Source organism: Pseudosulfitobacter koreensis (assembly GCF_024733015.1).
Lineage (GTDB): Bacteria > Pseudomonadota > Alphaproteobacteria > Rhodobacterales > Rhodobacteraceae > Pseudosulfitobacter > Pseudosulfitobacter koreensis.
This window is the reverse complement of record NZ_JANKJG010000009.1, coordinates 1-14,999: the sequence shown is the minus strand read 5'-3', so window position 1 is coordinate 14,999 and position 14,999 is coordinate 1. Positions and strand designations below refer to the sequence as shown.

At 60.8% G+C, this 14,999-nt stretch carries 16 protein-coding genes and 1 pseudogene; 9 read left to right on the top strand and 8 right to left on the bottom strand.

Translation table 11 applies throughout. The features are described 5' to 3' along the window. Window positions 1-14: 14 nt before the first annotated feature. Both NTA49_RS12385 and NTA49_RS12380 read right to left on the bottom strand, forming a co-directional pair. Window positions 15-1,634, bottom strand: coding sequence for a ShlB/FhaC/HecB family hemolysin secretion/activation protein (locus tag NTA49_RS12385; RefSeq protein WP_258295105.1), 1,620 nt, complete (start codon window positions 1,632-1,634; stop codon window positions 15-17). 272 nt (window positions 1,635-1,906) lie between these two features. Continuing rightward, entirely contained in the window at window positions 1,907-3,061 is a 1,155-nt protein-coding gene (locus NTA49_RS12380) for an O-linked N-acetylglucosamine transferase, SPINDLY family protein (protein WP_408637147.1), read from the bottom strand. Here NTA49_RS12380 and NTA49_RS12375 point away from each other — a divergent pair. After that, the gene (locus NTA49_RS12375) at window positions 2,984-3,244 is read left to right on the top strand and encodes a hypothetical protein (RefSeq protein WP_258295243.1); all 261 of its coding nucleotides are present in this window, start codon (window positions 2,984-2,986) and stop codon (window positions 3,242-3,244) included. The two genes, NTA49_RS12380 and NTA49_RS12375, sit on opposite strands and share 78 nt — an antisense overlap. A gap of 48 nt (window positions 3,245-3,292) precedes the next feature. Here the strand turns inward: NTA49_RS12375 and NTA49_RS17300 are convergent. The 3 genes and pseudogenes from NTA49_RS17300 to NTA49_RS12360 form a co-directional block, all read right to left on the bottom strand. Next, window positions 3,293-3,772 (bottom strand): annotated as a pseudogene (locus NTA49_RS17300) (tetratricopeptide repeat protein); the annotation flags it as partial. Window positions 3,773-4,132: 360 nt separating this feature from the next. Beyond that, window positions 4,133-5,983, bottom strand: a complete 1,851-nt coding sequence (locus NTA49_RS12365; RefSeq protein ID WP_258295102.1) for a TniQ family protein — start codon at window positions 5,981-5,983, stop codon at window positions 4,133-4,135. Between the two features lie 12 nt (window positions 5,984-5,995). Next, entirely contained in the window at window positions 5,996-6,937 is a 942-nt protein-coding gene (locus NTA49_RS12360; protein WP_258295101.1) for a TniB family NTP-binding protein, read from the bottom strand. Window positions 6,938-7,467: 530 nt separating this feature from the next. On the opposite strand from NTA49_RS12360, the gene NTA49_RS17205 reads away from it, so the two are divergent. Beyond that, window positions 7,468-7,737, top strand: coding sequence for an acylphosphatase (locus NTA49_RS17205; RefSeq protein WP_261368292.1), 270 nt, complete (start codon window positions 7,468-7,470; stop codon window positions 7,735-7,737). Between the two features lie 311 nt (window positions 7,738-8,048). Here NTA49_RS17205 and NTA49_RS12355 read toward each other — a convergent pair whose 3' ends face one another. The 3 genes from NTA49_RS12355 to NTA49_RS12345 all read right to left on the bottom strand — a co-directional run bounded on the left by NTA49_RS12355 (window position 8,049) and on the right by NTA49_RS12345 (window position 10,152). Further along, window positions 8,049-8,318: a plasmid pRiA4b ORF-3 family protein gene (locus tag NTA49_RS12355; RefSeq protein WP_258295100.1), complete on the bottom strand. Its 270-nt coding sequence runs from the start codon at window positions 8,316-8,318 to the stop codon at window positions 8,049-8,051. A 156-nt stretch (window positions 8,319-8,474) separates the two neighbouring features. Next, window positions 8,475-9,062 carry a 3'-5' exonuclease gene (locus NTA49_RS12350; protein ID WP_258295099.1) on the bottom strand — a complete coding sequence of 196 codons (588 nt, stop codon included), beginning with the start codon at window positions 9,060-9,062 and terminating at the stop codon, window positions 8,475-8,477. A 214-nt stretch (window positions 9,063-9,276) separates the two neighbouring features. Beyond that, complete coding sequence (locus NTA49_RS12345; protein ID WP_258295098.1) at window positions 9,277-10,152, bottom strand: bile acid:sodium symporter family protein; 876 nt, start codon at window positions 10,150-10,152, stop codon at window positions 9,277-9,279. A gap of 133 nt (window positions 10,153-10,285) precedes the next feature. On the opposite strand from NTA49_RS12345, the gene NTA49_RS12340 reads away from it, so the two are divergent. The 7 genes from NTA49_RS12340 to NTA49_RS12310 all read left to right on the top strand — a co-directional run bounded on the left by NTA49_RS12340 (window position 10,286) and on the right by NTA49_RS12310 (window position 14,951). Then, the gene (locus NTA49_RS12340) at window positions 10,286-10,834 is read left to right on the top strand and encodes a carboxymuconolactone decarboxylase family protein (protein WP_258295097.1); all 549 of its coding nucleotides are present in this window, start codon (window positions 10,286-10,288) and stop codon (window positions 10,832-10,834) included. 90 nt (window positions 10,835-10,924) lie between these two features. After that, entirely contained in the window at window positions 10,925-11,389 is a 465-nt protein-coding gene (locus NTA49_RS12335) for a nuclear transport factor 2 family protein (protein WP_258295096.1), read from the top strand. Between the two features lie 10 nt (window positions 11,390-11,399). After that, complete coding sequence (locus NTA49_RS12330) at window positions 11,400-12,020, top strand: pyridoxamine 5'-phosphate oxidase family protein (RefSeq protein ID WP_258295095.1); 621 nt, start codon at window positions 11,400-11,402, stop codon at window positions 12,018-12,020. Next, on the top strand, window positions 12,021-13,100 hold the full coding sequence (locus NTA49_RS12325) for a helix-turn-helix transcriptional regulator (RefSeq protein ID WP_258295094.1): 1,080 nt from the start codon (window positions 12,021-12,023) through the stop codon (window positions 13,098-13,100). A 262-nt stretch (window positions 13,101-13,362) separates the two neighbouring features. Next, window positions 13,363-13,599: a hypothetical protein gene (locus NTA49_RS12320; RefSeq protein WP_258295093.1), complete on the top strand. Its 237-nt coding sequence runs from the start codon at window positions 13,363-13,365 to the stop codon at window positions 13,597-13,599. A 134-nt stretch (window positions 13,600-13,733) separates the two neighbouring features. Further along, complete coding sequence (locus tag NTA49_RS12315; RefSeq protein ID WP_258295092.1) at window positions 13,734-14,609, top strand: cysteine hydrolase; 876 nt, start codon at window positions 13,734-13,736, stop codon at window positions 14,607-14,609. A gap of 48 nt (window positions 14,610-14,657) precedes the next feature. Then, window positions 14,658-14,951, top strand: coding sequence for a hypothetical protein (locus NTA49_RS12310; protein ID WP_258295091.1), 294 nt, complete (start codon window positions 14,658-14,660; stop codon window positions 14,949-14,951). Window positions 14,952-14,999 lie beyond the last annotated feature (48 nt).

Below are 14,999 nucleotides of genomic sequence, written 5' to 3'. Positions count from 1 at the left end.
AGCTGGCGCGCGGTTCAGAACCGGAAATTGCCGGAAATGGTGATTCTGTTTTCATCCGCAGACCCATCGTCTGTCTCTCCTCTGCCCAGTTCAACGCGCAAGCTGCTTGAACGGAAATTTGAATCAGTCTGTGCAAAAAAATCTATGCCAATGCCGTAGGCGAATGCGTCTGTGCGCCCTTGTTCGGCCGCCGAAGGATTCTCAAGTTGAACCATGCCGTAGCTGACGAACGCATAGGGGCTGAGCAACACAGGTACCGATCCCAGCGTCACCCGCGATTGCGTCGACAATTCCGAGCGGACCACGAAACCGTTGTCGCCCCGCAATGCGCCTGAATCGAAGGCCGACAGTTCCTGCGCGCCCACGATGCTGATCTGTTCGGATGTCAGCAGCGGATCACCGAAAGACGTCTGGAACCGCCCCATCAATGACAGCGCCAGCGGAATGGATGCCGGAAGCTGACGTCGGTGCGAGAAAGACCCCGAAAGCTTGGTGAATTCGGCATCTGCACCGGCCCGCGACAATGGCAAACCAGAAGCCGTCGCATTCGCAGCCGTGCGCGCCCCGAACGCGTCGAGCCCCTGGCTGAGGACCAGCCCAGCCTCCGTCACGGATTCGTCCTCGTGGAAATAGGAAACGCTGCCGCCAAACCGCAGCACTGTCAGTTCATCGCGGTAAAGCGGCGTCAGCGCACCACCCCCAAGGATCAGGCTCTGTTCATCGCTCTGCAGGTCCAGCGACATCTGGCCGGTCACATTCAACTGCCGCGACCGCACGAACGGATAGCTCAGCCGCACCGACTGGCGGTCGAACGACGACCGCGTCGCCACCAGATCATCATCAGGCGTGGTATCGCTCGACGTAAATTCGACGTTCAGCGTAAGCCCGGTAAAGCCCAGCGGCACCACCGCCCCGACAGCAAGGATGCGGCTGCGCGGATCGTCGTTGAAAAAGTCCTCGGGCGCGCCCGAGGCACGCAAATACAAGGTCTCTCCGAACTTCAGCGGCGAGTTTATTTCCATGCCGACGTTGAACGCGACCGGTCCCAGCCCGTCATCCGTGGGATTGCCAAAGCCTGCGAAACCCGTCACCGGGCGGTATTCCGGGTCAAGTGCGATCACCGCACTGCCCGGCGCATCCCCAGCCCCCAGCGCAGATTTCAGGGCCACACCCGGCACATCGCCCGCCAACAGCAACTGCCGCTCAAGCTCGGCGCGGGTCAGTCCCTTCTTGTTGACGATGGGCGCGGTCAGGCCGTCGATACGGCTTCGCGTGTTGGCAGGCACATTGGCGGTGTCGATCCGCTCGATGAATCCATTCACGACCTCGACCCGCAACACCCCGCCATCGCGCAGGCTTTGCTGGGGCAGCACCACGCGGGTCAGCACGAAACCCGCATCCGCATAGGCTTCTTCAAGTGCCGCGGTGGCCTCGAAGAGTTCCGACACAGCGATCCGCCCCGATGTGAGGCGCGCCCTGAAGGCGGCGTTCTGGGCGGCAAGCTGCGGCAGGGGATTGCGCAGATCAACCCCGGACAGGGTGATGCCGATCTCCTCCGCTCCCGGAGGAGCCTCAGTGCCGGTCCGCCCGGTAAAGACCACCGCACCGTTCAGGCGCTGCAATTGAGGCTGCAATGTCGGCGGGGTTATCTCGCTTGCGGTCTGGGCATGAACGGCACCTGCTGTCGCAAGCACGCCCGCAGCAACCATCGCCAATACACGGCCAAAACCGCGAGGTGATCGACCTTTCGCGAAATATTCCTGTCGCACGCCCTACACCCTTAAATTTGTCGCTCCGGTGCTCAACGTACAGGATGCTGGCCTTATTGCACGAAAAACCTCTGCCCTGACTTCAATCTGAGCAAGAAAAAAGGCGAATGTGCCACGCCATTCCGACCAATCGGTCTCTAAGTGGGCAGCCGTATGTCTTTGGGCGGTTGACCCGCCCGGTGCCGCAGAACGATCTGCTGCAATCCTGCTTCAAGATCACGCGCATAGCGCGCCGTGTCGAACAGGGCAGAGGATTGCCTGACCGCCGCAAGTTTCGCAGTGACCGCCTTGCGCGCATCAGCGTCGATCGCGTAGTGCATCAGCATCTCTTCATACCGGGATTGCGTCTCTGCGATCAGCTCCGGCAGGCCCACCGCCCCAAGCAGGCTTGCCCCGACGCGCGCGGCGAACTGCTGTCCGGGCACTGTCAGAACCGGCAGACCGCTCCAAAGCGCGTCGGACGCCGAGGTATGCGCATTATAGTGGAACGTATCGGCAAAGATATCCGCATGTCTGTGGCGTTCGAGATGTTCGGCCTGCGAAACCCTTGGCGCAAAATGCAGCCGCTCTGGCGATACGCCCCTCTCTTGCGCCGCACGCCTGAGATTGGAGGTCATCAGCGCATTCGATTCCAAAAGCCACAGGACCGCATTGTCGACCTTGCTCAGAACCCTCATCCAGATGTCGAACTCTGCGGGCCCGATCTTGTTGCTGTTGTTAAAGCAGCAAATGACAAAGGCATCTTCGGGCAGGCCAAAGTCCCGGCGAGAGGTCAAAGTCTCACAGAAGGTGCGGCTGTTGTCGGTCGGCTGATAGGTGTTCGGCATAAACAGGATCTTCTCGTCGTAAAATCCGCGCATCTCGGGCGGTATCAACACGTCGTCCGCCACCATGTAGTCGAACAACCCGGCCCCCATCGTTCCGGGAAAGCCAAGGTAGTTGATCTGGATCGGTGCCGCGCGATGCGCAAATATGCCGGTGCGCGCGTTCTGCGTATAGCCGTCCAGATCAATTGCGATATCCAGCCCGTGTTTCCGCGCCAATCCCGCGATATCGCCTTCCGACAGATCGTGAACCTGATGGAAGGCCGAAACATTCGCAGCAAGATTGTCCCGCAGCGCACTGGGTCGGGGTGCGGCCAATGCATATGCGTTGATCTCGAAATGCTGCCTGTCGTGATGTGCGAACATCCCCGATGTCAGGAACAGATTTGCATGGTCATGGAAATTTACCGAAAAATACCCCACACGCAGCTTATCGGCAGGCTGCGGGCGCGGCTTGGCAGGCGTAATATGATCGAAGGCACCAGTCGCCCATCTGCGGGCACGAACCTGCTGCCTGTGCGGATCATCCTCAAAGTGCAAAAGTGTGAAGGGCGGCGCGATCTCGGTCACGCCAAGCGTTTCACGCAGCTTGTCGAAATCGCGGTGGGCTGTGAAATCACAGTTCTGCAATTTCAAACTCAGGAGCAATGACACCGTGGGCGCGTGATCTGGCCTGCGCTGCAAAAGTTGTTCGCAAATCGAGATGGCGGTCGAAAGCTGCCTTGCCGCTTTCAGACTGTTCGCCAGGTTGAAAAACGCATCGAGATACGCAGGGTCAAGCTTCACGGCCTTCTTTTGGGACGCGATGGCCTCGTCCACCCTGCCATGCTTGAAAAGAGCATTCCCAAGATTGTTGTGCGCCCTCGGGTTTTGCGGGGCCAATGCGATGCTGCGCTGGAAATGCGCAATTGCATCTTCGATCCTGTCCTGTCTTTGCAGCGCGCAGGCAAGATTGAAATGCCCGACGGCATTGCGCTCGTCGCGTTCAAGCAGGCTTTCGAATGACCGCGCCGCCCCCTCCCAGTCTAGAAGTTCGCTCTGCGCGCAGCCCAGCAGGTACCAGAACGCAGGCTGGGTCGGATAGATGCGAACCAATTCCAAGCCAAGTTTGACGGCCGATCCGAACTGCTTTTTCTCACACAGGCTCAAAAGCCTGATGTGGCTTTCCTGGGGTGTCATTGCCTCTTGATGACGCCATGTTGGCGAGGGTGCAAGCTCAACCGATCCTGCCCGGCTGGACAGGATCAGCTGGCGTCAGAGCCGTCGTTGCAGCAGCCGAAGCAAGAGCAGTGTGGCGGCAAGCTTATTTTGGCCATCCAAAAACCGTAAGTCACTGTTTTTACTTAATCGAAATTCTTCTCCGGCGGGAGAAGTGGCCATTTGACAAGCTTAATTTGGCCATTCAATTCATCAAAAAATATTTGTGACCGCCACAGGAATCAGGAGGTCTCATACTAAAAACAAGGGATCGAATGCCACAAATAAAATCGGCCGCCCCGAAGGACGGCCGATAATGTCGATTTGATTTTTTTGGTCTTTTTACACTTGGAAACGCGCCGGTAGGTCGCGGCGCCGGAAAAATCTGACGCCGATGTCGGCTTTCCGCAACACCGGCTTCACTCCGCCAGCCTTCATCTCCGGTTTCAAATCGCGCTGGCTCATTCCAAGGGCATTTGCGATCCGTGCCTCTGTCGTGAACTCCGCGAGAAACGCATCGACATCTTCCGCCCGGAACCGGTGGATCGTGTGATCACCGCTCGCGGACCGAATTTTGAGCATTGGCAAAGGGGCGCGATCAGAAAATTCCGTCACAAGTTCCCACCCCGACCCGAAGGGCATGGGGATTCTTCCGAACGCTTCCGCAGGAGAGAGGCCAATCATGACCTTGGAAACAACAGATTTGGTTTCAGCAGGGTTGACATGGATCGCGGCAAGGCCTTCCAGCCCGTCGAGCCTTGCAACTTTTGAAAGGAAGCCACCAAGGACGAGATGCACGATCTCGACGGCCGGGGCGTTCGACTTCATGGCAGCCGTCGCGAGATCGACCATCCCTGCAGGCAGATTTTTTACGGGTTCCGACCTGGCTTGAAGACGCCCGATGAGAGTCACGACATCCTGGGAGTCGACGGCCTTCTTCATGCGTCCAGGGGCATGCGAAACTTCGGTGACAATCGATGTCAGGATGCGTTCCGAGATGAGCTGTTTCGCCAATGGCCATGTGCAACCGAGCCTTTCCGGGAGCTTGGTCACGGGGATAAGCCTGCGCATCGATCGCGCAAGCTCCTGACCGCGCACGGCATCGAACACGTGGTGTGATCCCGGGAGTGCATCTTTCGGAATTATGCCCTTCGCAGCCAGCACGCCCCAAAGTGTCCGTGGGTCGAGCCCGGTCTCACGGGCCAGAGTGGCACAGGTGTGAAGGCGGCGCTCTGGAAGCTCTTCGCCGAGGACAACGGTGCCAGTCGGCACTTCCATGGTTTCGAAGATATGCTCGCGCAGGATCCGCTTGATGTCGCCGGGATCCTTTTTCGCCCGTGATTGCGCCAGCCACTGGTAGAGACGACCAAAGACATACTGCGGACCGGGCTTGCTGCCTTTGTAGTCGACGCCGCCCTGAACTTTGGACAAAGCCCGGCGAATGCCGTCCTCGCCTTCCGAGGTCGCCGTGTAGCCGACCCGACCGGCCCGATCCCAATCATCCGCCGTCAGCTTGTCGAGGTTCGGCTTTGCCCCGAATACCATCAGCACTCCGAGCATTTCGCTTGCTCGAACCGCCTGTTCGATCCCTTCCCCGTCCAGCCAAGGCGCGCCCACCTTTCCGTCCAGCCTGTCAAGTGCGTAGGTTTGCAAGGGTGAGACTGTCCGAGACGCAAGCGGCGCAATCAGATCTTCAAGCCGATCGCCTGTCTCGGGCACCATGATCGCAAACTCATGAAAGCGGTCACCCGAAAAATTCGCCTTGCGGCGCAACAGTGGCAGCCCGTGGTCCGGACAGGTGCGCACCACACACAATTGCCAGGTCCAGCGATGGTGACGGAATGCCACCCTGCCCCCGGATGCTCGATCGTCAGCCAATAGGCATGCCGGGCAGAACACCGTGTACGGCGTCGCGAGAAATTCTGCGGACACGTTTTCACCGCGCAGATCAAAATGGCGCCGGTCGATGCCCCGGGCGGCATTGGCCCTGAGTTCCTCAGGCGCAACGCCGGCCCGGTCAGCAAGTCGCTGGATGGCACCAGGTTGTCCGCGTGCCAAATCGGTCAGGCTGACACCGATATCGCGCAGGAACGGTCCGGTCCGACTGCCAATGTGAAACGCTGCCAGGCGGGCCGCGAACCCCAATGGGGATTCGATTTTCTCGAAGGCCAGGCGCGGGGAAAGCATGCTCATTGAATTTTCCATTCAGCGTGCCTCATGAAGTTTCGCGAGGTCGATGTCCGTCCAGCGCGGCGACAGGAAGACATTCATGCCGGGAACGGCACCCTCCTGCATGGCCCACGATTCCGCAAAGTGCTGAACCGTGACTTGGGTTTCATTTTTCAGAACAGTCATCTCCAGGGCAGCAATAATATTCTCGATGCAGCGTCCGAAACGACCGCGGCTCGCATAGACAAGCCGATCAATGAGGTCGACCTCCCGGGGCGGCAGGAGGCCCGCTTCGTCGCAGAAGGACTGAACAAGGCTGCGCAACGATTTCTCATGCGTTGCCGCAGAGATGGACGGCATGGTGACTTTGGAATAGCGCCGTTTGACCTGATCGTCGTAAGACGCCATCTGCCACAACTTGTCGACCCCGGTCAAAACGAGGATGACAGCGCCCTCCCCTTGCATGACCGACTTCAGCATCTTGAGAATATCCTCGATCCCCTTCCCGGCCCTGAAAAGGTCGTGCGCCTCGTCGATCCAAAGAACGACCGTACCGAGCATCCGCAACCGGGCCCTCACGAGCCGCCAGATGTCCCACTCCTTGCGTGATACGGACACTTCAGAGTAGCCAGTCTCCCGCAGAATTTCCCAGCCGAGGCTCTTCAGCGTCGCAGGGCTTGGGACACGCACCCCTATGACAGGCCTGTAGCCGGGGTCGTCGCTCTGCAGCACGGGATGATTGTCCAGCACGTGATGAACGAGCGAGGTCTTGCCGCCCCCCGAACCTTCCACCAGCGCGATGCCGTGCGTATCGCCAGTCGCGGTGAAAATCACCGGCTTCGGCAAGAGACCACCAGTGTCATCGCGTTGCAGGAGAAGGTCGAGGTGCTTCTGAAAGATGATATCGCGTTGCGTCTTGATGTACTTGTCACGCAGCTTTGCGATTGCCGCCATCGAGGCGGTGGTGTTCATGGTCATGTGGGAGGGCTCCAAAAGATTGGGTTTGCTTGCAGTCGGCGTTTCACCGAAAGGACTGCTCGGTCTGTTCCCAGTATCTGCGGTCATCATTCTTCCCGCGATAACGCGGATGACGCAACGTCACCTTGTTTTCGCGAATTTCGGGGCGCCTTTTCTGCAATCCGTCTCTGCAAGGTAACCGTCGCGACCACGACGACGGCGCCCCTCCAAAAGCCTGAACATGCTCAATTCCTCCTCATCAACCGGGGCGCGGACCCGCTTTCACGAAACAGCGCGAAGCACGTTTTGTGACGACGCCTCTGGTTCGCCGACCACCACTGATGAAGAAGTTGGCCAATGTGCCTCAAGACGAAGCAAATATTTCGATAAATCTGCACCTGGCATACCCGGCTCCTCCCGATGACCGGTCAGGTGAGGCATGTCATGGCCCCCTGAACGCTATCGCCGGGTTCCGGAGGGACAGTCTTAATGGTAAGGTTTTCCCACAATCAGATCGCTGATGATGATTGCGGGATTGGCCAAGTGAAATCATGATGGCAAAGCATGTGCATGTGACGGGACGGGTTCAGGGCGTCTCATTCAGGGCGTGGACGCGGGATCAGGCGGAGGCACGCGGCATTTCTGGCTGGGTCCAGAACCGACCAGACGGGTCGGTCGAAGCGGTTATTGCGGGGGACGACGAAATGGTCGAGGCGCTAATTGCGGCTTTTCATCGAGGTCCAGCTTCAGCGAAGGTCACCGATGTGAGCGTCTCGGAGACCAACGCGCCATCGAAGCCCGGATTTCACATCATCAGCTGATGACGTCTCTGCACCTCGACCGCTCATCCTGATTGTTGCGCAGCAGGTGTTCGCCATTTCCTGCGCACTCGCCCCGATAATGCGTAACGTCGTGTCGGTGACGGCAGACCTAATGATGGATGCGCCGGATAGTGACTGAGACATGCCAATGTATCCAGCTGTGGAGGGGTGAAATAAGCTTCAGGTGACGACAAGCAGCCCAAAGCGGCCCCATTACGGCTCGCGTCCTCTGATCCGAGCAGAACTTGGAAGGGCGGAACGCAAAAGTTCGCCGTAAGCATCCGCCGAAGGCCGCAGCCGTGCTATATTGATCAGAGGCGTTTGGGTGCGGCCCTTGGTTTGCGCGGCTTTGGTGCCCACTTTTTGGCGAGGCGCTCGAAGTTGTCGAGGATACGGCCAATCTCTGCCTCTTCAGGGTCGAACTTTCCCGCATACCATTCCAACATCCGGTCGTGCTCATTGTGCTTGGGGTCGGCGATGACTTTGAGGAAGTCGGCGTAGCCGAGAAAGCCACCCACATCTTCAGGGGGACAAGCTCCGATGGCCCTGACGAGGCGCTGATAGTCGGCACCCGGCGTCATCGATCTTCTCGACCGCGTGGAACCCGCGGATCGTCAGCCAACGGTTACAGTGCAAATGGAAACCCGGTTGACCAGTATTGACGATGACATTGCCCATCCGGCTACAGGACGATGAAGGTCTCTGGTGAAATGTCCTGACGTGCCGCGCCTCGTCTCTCAATACTGCAGGGCAACTCGCCACGCCCTGAGGAGCCGTGCGCTATCGGGCCCCGCGCGGTGAGGTGCCGGATGCCGACCCAGCGTTTCATAAAGCATATCAAGCGCCAGGCCGGAAAACCGCGCAAAGGACACATCGTGGTAATCCGCGACCGTCGGTACCGTGTAGCACCCACCGGCCTGCAACAACCGCGAAAACCAACGGGCATCGAACTCGGGGGCATCGGATACGAGCGATTTTCCATCCAGAATCTTGAAAAATTCTTCAACGACCCCCGGTGCGGTCGGAGCGTCGTGCAATGCTTCATGTGTGACGCCATGGACCGCAGCGCTCCGCGAGGACCAGGCAGAGAGACTCCATTCCGGAGCGGGCCGGATCAGCGAGCTCCAAGTCCGTACATCGCCGTTTTCCATCCAGGAAAGGCCAACTTCGATAGGCCAGCTATCCTGCGCAAGGCTGGAAGCCTCGAAGTCCAGCGCGGCATAGGTTTCGATGTCAGGTAATATTTTCATGATGGGTTTCACCTTGTGGAAGCTACAGCGGTGAAGATGTTGGCCATTGAGCTGCCGGGCGAAGTAAAAAAACATAAACCTGATTGCCAACGACAGGAAGTCGCGGTGATTTAGGACAGCCGATATGTTGATCTGTCTGTCGTACGCTGCGGCCGTCCGATCAGTGCGGCATCAGCGAGATAACTGAAGTGAGGGCGGAAAGCGTGAATTCGCTGCGCACTAACCCAATGACCGTTACTGTTCTCGAAGTCGGCTCTTGACCGGTTAGCTCTTGCTCGATGTTCCAGCCTCAGACGCGCTGCCAGGCGCGCGAGAGCAGGATGACCACCGGAAAGGTCATTGCATAGGTCAGCGTGCCGTAAACGACCGAAGGTATCGCGAAGAGCGGAAAACCCGTCGCATCACCCCATAGCATCGCTCCCACGGCAAGCCCCAGCCCGCTGTTCTGCACACCCGTCTCGACGGCGATGGTTGTACGCTGCGGTGGGCACAGACCGCAGATCTGCCCTACGGCAAGGCCCTGGCCGAGCAGCAGGAAGGTCAGAACCGCAAGCTGCCACCCGATCAAAAGCAGGCCGGATTGCACCGTGTCGGCGACTTCCATGAAGGACCAGCCGATGATCGCGATGAAGACAGCAAAACACAGGCGGAAGACAGCAGGCTCGTGCCGTTCGACCAGACGGGGGACGAGGCGGCGGCTTGCCATTCCCAGAAGCACGGGAACCGTCGCAACAGCCACAACGCGCAGCGTAAGATCCCCAAGCTCAATGCGGGGCGCCTCGCTACCGAGGAAGTGTCCCGCCGCCAGCAGCGAAAGCACCGGCAGGGTCGCCGCCGAAAGGAGGTTGCTGACCGCCGTCAGGGATACGGACAGGGCCACGTCGCCGCCCGCAATCCGGGTGAGCAGGTTGCTCATCGCGGCGCCGGGGCAGAGCGCGAGCAGCACGATGCCGAGCGCCAGGTCCGCATCCTGCTGCAACAGCGACACGAACAGGAAGCCCACGACAGGAACGAGGACGATCTGGCTTGCAACTCCGACAAGGAGAGCCTTCGGTCGTTTCAGCGTCAGGCGGAAGTCGGCGACCGTCAGGCCGAGGCCAAGCGCGAACATCATCACGAAGACCGCGACGGGAACAGCTACATCGATGATTGTGTCGATCGTCACGGCTTCGGCCCTCACGGCATCCGTATCACAAACGACATGGCAGATCGAGCCAAATGCCTGGCAGAGCGAGCCAATACGACGGTGATGTCCATCCCTACATTCGGGGGATCAAACCAAATGGAGATACCCCGTCATGTCCCGCATTCCACTTCCCGCCTCGATCGACGCCGCGCCCGCCGCCTCCCAGCCCCTGCTCGAGGGCGTCAGAAAGTCGCTCGGCAGCGCGCCGAACCTGTTCCGGCTCACCGCGAACAGCCCTGCTACGCTCGAGGGCTATCTCGGCCTAAACGGCGCGCTCGCCAAAGGCAGCCTGACGCCGCAGACACGCGAGCGTATCGCGCTGGCGGTCGCGCAGATCAACGGGTGCGACTACTGCCTGTCGGCGCACGCCTATCTCGGAAAGAACCTTGCCAAGCTCGACGAGGCCGAGATCGCCGCGAACCGCGCCGGCGGCTCCTCCGATCCGAAGGCCGATGCGGCGGTGCGCTTCGCGGCCAAACTTGTCCGCAGTCGTGGACAGGTCTCCGAAGCCGACGTCTCGGCGGTAAGGATGGCGGGCTACGACGACGCCGAGATCGTGGAGATCGTGGCTCATGTCGCGCTCAACACCCTCACCAACTACCTGAACGAGGCGTTCGACACGCCCATCGACTTCCCGGTTGTCAGCGCCACCGCCGCCTGACACCGCGGACGCCCCGGTCGCGCCTCCCCCCACGCTCCCTCCCGCCCCGCGACCGGGGCGAAATTTGCCAACACAAGAAAGTTTCGCCAGATGACACGTTCTCCTTTGCCGCCTTTCGACGTCGCTTCGGCCCGGATCAAGGTCCGGCTGGCCGAAGATGCCTGGAACAGCCGTGAACCCGACCGAGTCTCGCTCGCCTACACGCCCGACAGTCAGTGGCGGAACCGGGCCGAGATCTTCGCAGGGCGTGACAGGATCGTCGAATTCCTGACCCGCAAGTGGACCCGCGAACTGGATTACCGTCTGATCAAGGAACTCTGGGCATATCACGACAACCGGATCGCCGTACGCTTCGCCTACGAGTATCGCGACGACAGCGGCGCCTGGTTCCGCGCCTACGGCAACGAGAATTGGGAGTTCGACGCGGGCGGCATGATGCGCCGACGCATCGCGTCGATCAACGATCTGCCGATCACCGAAGGGCAGCGCCTGTTTGACTGGGACCTTGGCGCGAGGCCCGAGGATCACCCAGGCCTCACCGACCTCGGACTGTAGGAGACGCGCCATGCCGAACGCCTATGCAGAGATCGCCTTCACGCCCCTCGTCCGCGAGGAACAGCAGCGCTTCGGGTCGGCGGACGCCTATGCGCGCGTGCTCTCGCCCGAGCGTGACGACGGCGCCGAGCTCGGGCCGCGCGAGGCGGCATTCCTGTCCGCCCGCGACGGCGTGTTTCAAGCTACCGTTTCGGAAACCGGTTGGCCCTATGTCCAATTCCGGGGCGGCGCGCCGGGATTCCTGAAGGTCATCGACCAACGCACGATCGGCTACGCCGACTACCGGGGGAATCGGCAGTACATCAGCGTCGGCAACCTGCGCCACGACGACCGCGTGTCGATCATCGCCGTCGACTACGCCTGCCGGGAGCGTCTGAAGCTCTGGGGGCATGTCCGCATTACCGAGGACGCTGATGTGGTCGATCTTCTGAACGGCGTCGACGGTCCGCGGGCCGAGCGCGGCATCATTATCCGGATCGACGCGTTCGACTGGAACTGCCCGAAGCACATCCCGATCCGTCTGACCGAAGCCGAGCGCGAGCGTGAAATCTCGCGGTTGCGCGACCGGATCGCGGGTCTCGAGCGCGACCTCGCGAGGAAGACCTCATCCGAGCGCGAATTGAGCGCCTGAATGACGCAGTGGCGTGTCGGGCGGCGTCAAAAAACTGGTTCCCGCGACGCTTTCGGCTTAGCTTTGGCCATGCCGAGCGTGACAGCCGCATTTGCGCGCGCGATGGCCCATGCGGCCGGGATGACGCTGAGGGACGACGGGGCTCTTGTCTCGGGCGATGTCGTCGTGCGCCGTCTGCCGCAGCCCACGGATGGCCGACTTGCAGAGACCGACTATTTCGATCTTCTGGACTGGATCCGCCAGGGGCATGAAGACGAGGTTGCACTGCTCGCAGGCTATGCGCGAGCGATCCGCCTCGACGATATCGGCGTACTTGGGCTGGCGATGAAGACGGCGCCGACGCTGCGCGCGTCGCTGGAACGCGTGGAGCGGTACTGGCGGGTGGTCACCGACACCGCGGTTTACCGCCTCGATGCCTCTGGCGATCCGGCATTTCTTGTCTTCGAGGCGAAAACGGGGCATCACCCCGTGCTGGAATTTCGCAACGAAGGCGCGTTGGCCGGGTCCGCGCACAACATGCGCCAGATCGTACAAGGGGAACTGGTCCTCGAACACGTGTCGTTCCGCCACGCGTGCCGTGGCGATCCGGACCGCTATGCCGCGCATTTCGGCTGCCCCGTCCACTTCGGGGCGGACCGTGACACCATCGCATTGAGGCCCGCAATGCTCGACCTGCCGAACCGGCTGGGCGATGCGGCGGTGTCGGACTTCCTGACCGCCCACCTTGAGACGGAGATTGGCTCGCTCAAGGACGATACGTCCTTGCGGGCTGCCCTCTTGCGGTGCCTGACGCCTGCGCTCAGCAATGGCGTACCGCAAGCGGTGGATATCGCGCGCAAGATGGGGATGAGCGAACGGACGCTCTATCGCCGTCTCGCCCAGGAGAGGCTGACCTTTCGCGACGTCCTGACCGAGGCGCAATCCTCGCTCGCGAAGGAACTTCTCCGAGAAGGTACAAGCTCGATCGCCGAGATCGCTTTCCTGACCGGTTTCTCCGAGCAGAGCACGTTCACCAGGGCATTCAAGCGTTGGGTCGGCCAGGCCCCGGCGCAGTTCAGGCGGCGGGCTCCAAACCTTTGATATGATCCGGCTGTGCAGGCCTTGGGACGACCCGCCCTTGGGCGACCGGTTTGGCTAACGGTATCCTCATCTCGCCGACCAATTGCCGTCGACGGACAAGGCTGGGAGGTCGGGCGACCGATGGCAGGGTCGGCCAAGTGCTTGGCAGGCCCTGCCAATACCAGATCGCATCCCATCACATAACGTCAGGTCATTGACCCCGCAGAGGTCGGACGTCGGCACACCCCGGCAAGCCCGCACCGCCAAGCAAGAGGCCACCGCCATGACTGACACCACAGGAAAAAACCCCACCACGGCAAAGCCGCGCGACGATCGCCGCATTGCGCCGCCGTCGGAGCCCCCGATCCGGCCGGGCGAGATGACCCATATGGTTCTGATCACGATCGGCACCGCCGTTTTGACCGGCATTCTGGCCCTACCGTTCACGATGCCGGGCAAGTCCTTCACAGAGCGCTCGACAGTCATCGGTGCGTCAGATTTCGTTCTCGCTCTTGAGTGACGCGGTGCTTCTGCCTTCGCGCCCCATGCCCCGCTGCGCCAAAGAGAGCTGTGCCGCAGCCAGAGACCATCGCCCCCCACGACCCATGCAACGCGCTGCCCGGCGTGTTGCGACCACAACCAAGGAGCCATGAAATGGACCATGATCACGACCATCACCACACGCACGACCACGCCTGCGGCTGCGACGTCACCCCCGAGCGGGTCGACATGGCGCGAAGGCGTCTGATCGCGGGGGCGGCAGCTTCCGCCGCTGCGGGGACCGTTGCCGTGGCCGGCAGCACCGCAACCGCCGCCACTGAAGAGGCCCGCGCCCTTTATGCCGACCCCGCCGCCCCCGGCCTGCCCCAGGTCGACATGGAAATCGCCCCGGCCCGCACCGCGCTTGTCGTCACCGACCCTCAGATCGACTTTCTGTCCGAGGACGGCGTCACCTGGGGCGTCGTCGGGGAAAGCGTGACCGAACAGGGCACCGTCGACAACATCGAACGGCTTTTTGCCGCTGCCAAGGCCGCGGGGATGCCGGTTTTCATCTCGCCGCACTATTATTTCCCGCACGACCACAAATGGGAGTTCGAGGGCACGCTTGAGAAAACGATGCACGGCATCGGCATGTTCGACCGGCCGAGCCCCCTGTCGCTTGACGGTTTCGAAGGCTCGGGCGCCGACTGGATGCCGCAATACAAGACATACATCGAGGACGGCGAGACGGTCATCTGTTCGCCGCACAAGGTTTACAGCCCCGCCCAGAACGACCTGAACCTGCAACTGCGCAAGCGCGGCATCGACAAGATTATCCTCGCGGGGATGTCGGCCAACCTCTGCACCCAGGCGCATCTCTACGAGCTGCTCGAGCTTGGCTTCGAGGTTGCCGTGGTGCGCGACGCCACCGCGGGCGCGAAGGTGCCCGAAGGCGACGGCTACCTCGCCGCGATCATCAACTTCCGCATGGTCGCCAACGGCGTGTGGTGGACGGACGACGCCGTTGAACGCATCGCGCGATCTGCCTGAAGCAACGACCCACGGACCCCACCCCCAACGTCTGAAAGGAACAGACCCATGAAGACCCTCTTCAACCTCACCGCGCTGACCATGACTGCGGCGCTGTCTCTCGCTTCGGTCGCAATGGCCGCCGACGAATACAATGTCACGAACGGGCTCACGTTGACCGGCAATCCGCTTGGATTGCACGGCGTCGACCCTGTATCGATGATCGACAGCGAGGCACCGCGCATGGGCGACGCGGTCTACACCTCGGCACATGACGGCGTGGACTGTTGGTTTTCATTGAGAACTGACCCGGTATTTTCACCGAGATTTGACCCACCCTTTATTGTTTATCAGCGGTCATGATTTGGTCAATGGCTGCGTCTCCTTTCGTGTTTTCTTTGCAGCTTCTGA

What these genes read in the sequence shown, in the direction of transcription:
- NTA49_RS12340 (WP_258295097.1), top strand. Translation starts at nt 10,286, where the DNA reads ATGTCCCGCATTCCACTTCCCGCCTCGATCGACGCCGCGCCCGCCGCC.
- NTA49_RS17205 (WP_261368292.1), top strand. Translation starts at nt 7,468, where the DNA reads ATGATGGCAAAGCATGTGCATGTGACGGGACGGGTTCAGGGCGTCTCA.
- NTA49_RS12310 (WP_258295091.1), top strand. Translation starts at nt 14,658, where the DNA reads ATGAAGACCCTCTTCAACCTCACCGCGCTGACCATGACTGCGGCGCTG.
- NTA49_RS12320 (WP_258295093.1), top strand. Translation starts at nt 13,363, where the DNA reads ATGACTGACACCACAGGAAAAAACCCCACCACGGCAAAGCCGCGCGAC.
- NTA49_RS12360 (WP_258295101.1), bottom strand. Translation starts at nt 6,937, where the DNA reads ATGACCATGAACACCACCGCCTCGATGGCGGCAATCGCAAAGCTGCGT.
- NTA49_RS12335 (WP_258295096.1), top strand. Translation starts at nt 10,925, where the DNA reads ATGACACGTTCTCCTTTGCCGCCTTTCGACGTCGCTTCGGCCCGGATC.
- NTA49_RS12350 (WP_258295099.1), bottom strand. Translation starts at nt 9,062, where the DNA reads ATGTTTTTTTACTTCGCCCGGCAGCTCAATGGCCAACATCTTCACCGC.
- NTA49_RS12355 (WP_258295100.1), bottom strand. Translation starts at nt 8,318, where the DNA reads ATGACGCCGGGTGCCGACTATCAGCGCCTCGTCAGGGCCATCGGAGCT.
- NTA49_RS12315 (WP_258295092.1), top strand. Translation starts at nt 13,734, where the DNA reads ATGGACCATGATCACGACCATCACCACACGCACGACCACGCCTGCGGC.
- NTA49_RS12325 (WP_258295094.1), top strand. Translation starts at nt 12,021, where the DNA reads ATGACGCAGTGGCGTGTCGGGCGGCGTCAAAAAACTGGTTCCCGCGAC.
- NTA49_RS12330 (WP_258295095.1), top strand. Translation starts at nt 11,400, where the DNA reads ATGCCGAACGCCTATGCAGAGATCGCCTTCACGCCCCTCGTCCGCGAG.
- NTA49_RS12365 (WP_258295102.1), bottom strand. Translation starts at nt 5,983, where the DNA reads ATGAGCATGCTTTCCCCGCGCCTGGCCTTCGAGAAAATCGAATCCCCA.
- NTA49_RS12375 (WP_258295243.1), top strand. Translation starts at nt 2,984, where the DNA reads ATGGTCATGGAAATTTACCGAAAAATACCCCACACGCAGCTTATCGGC.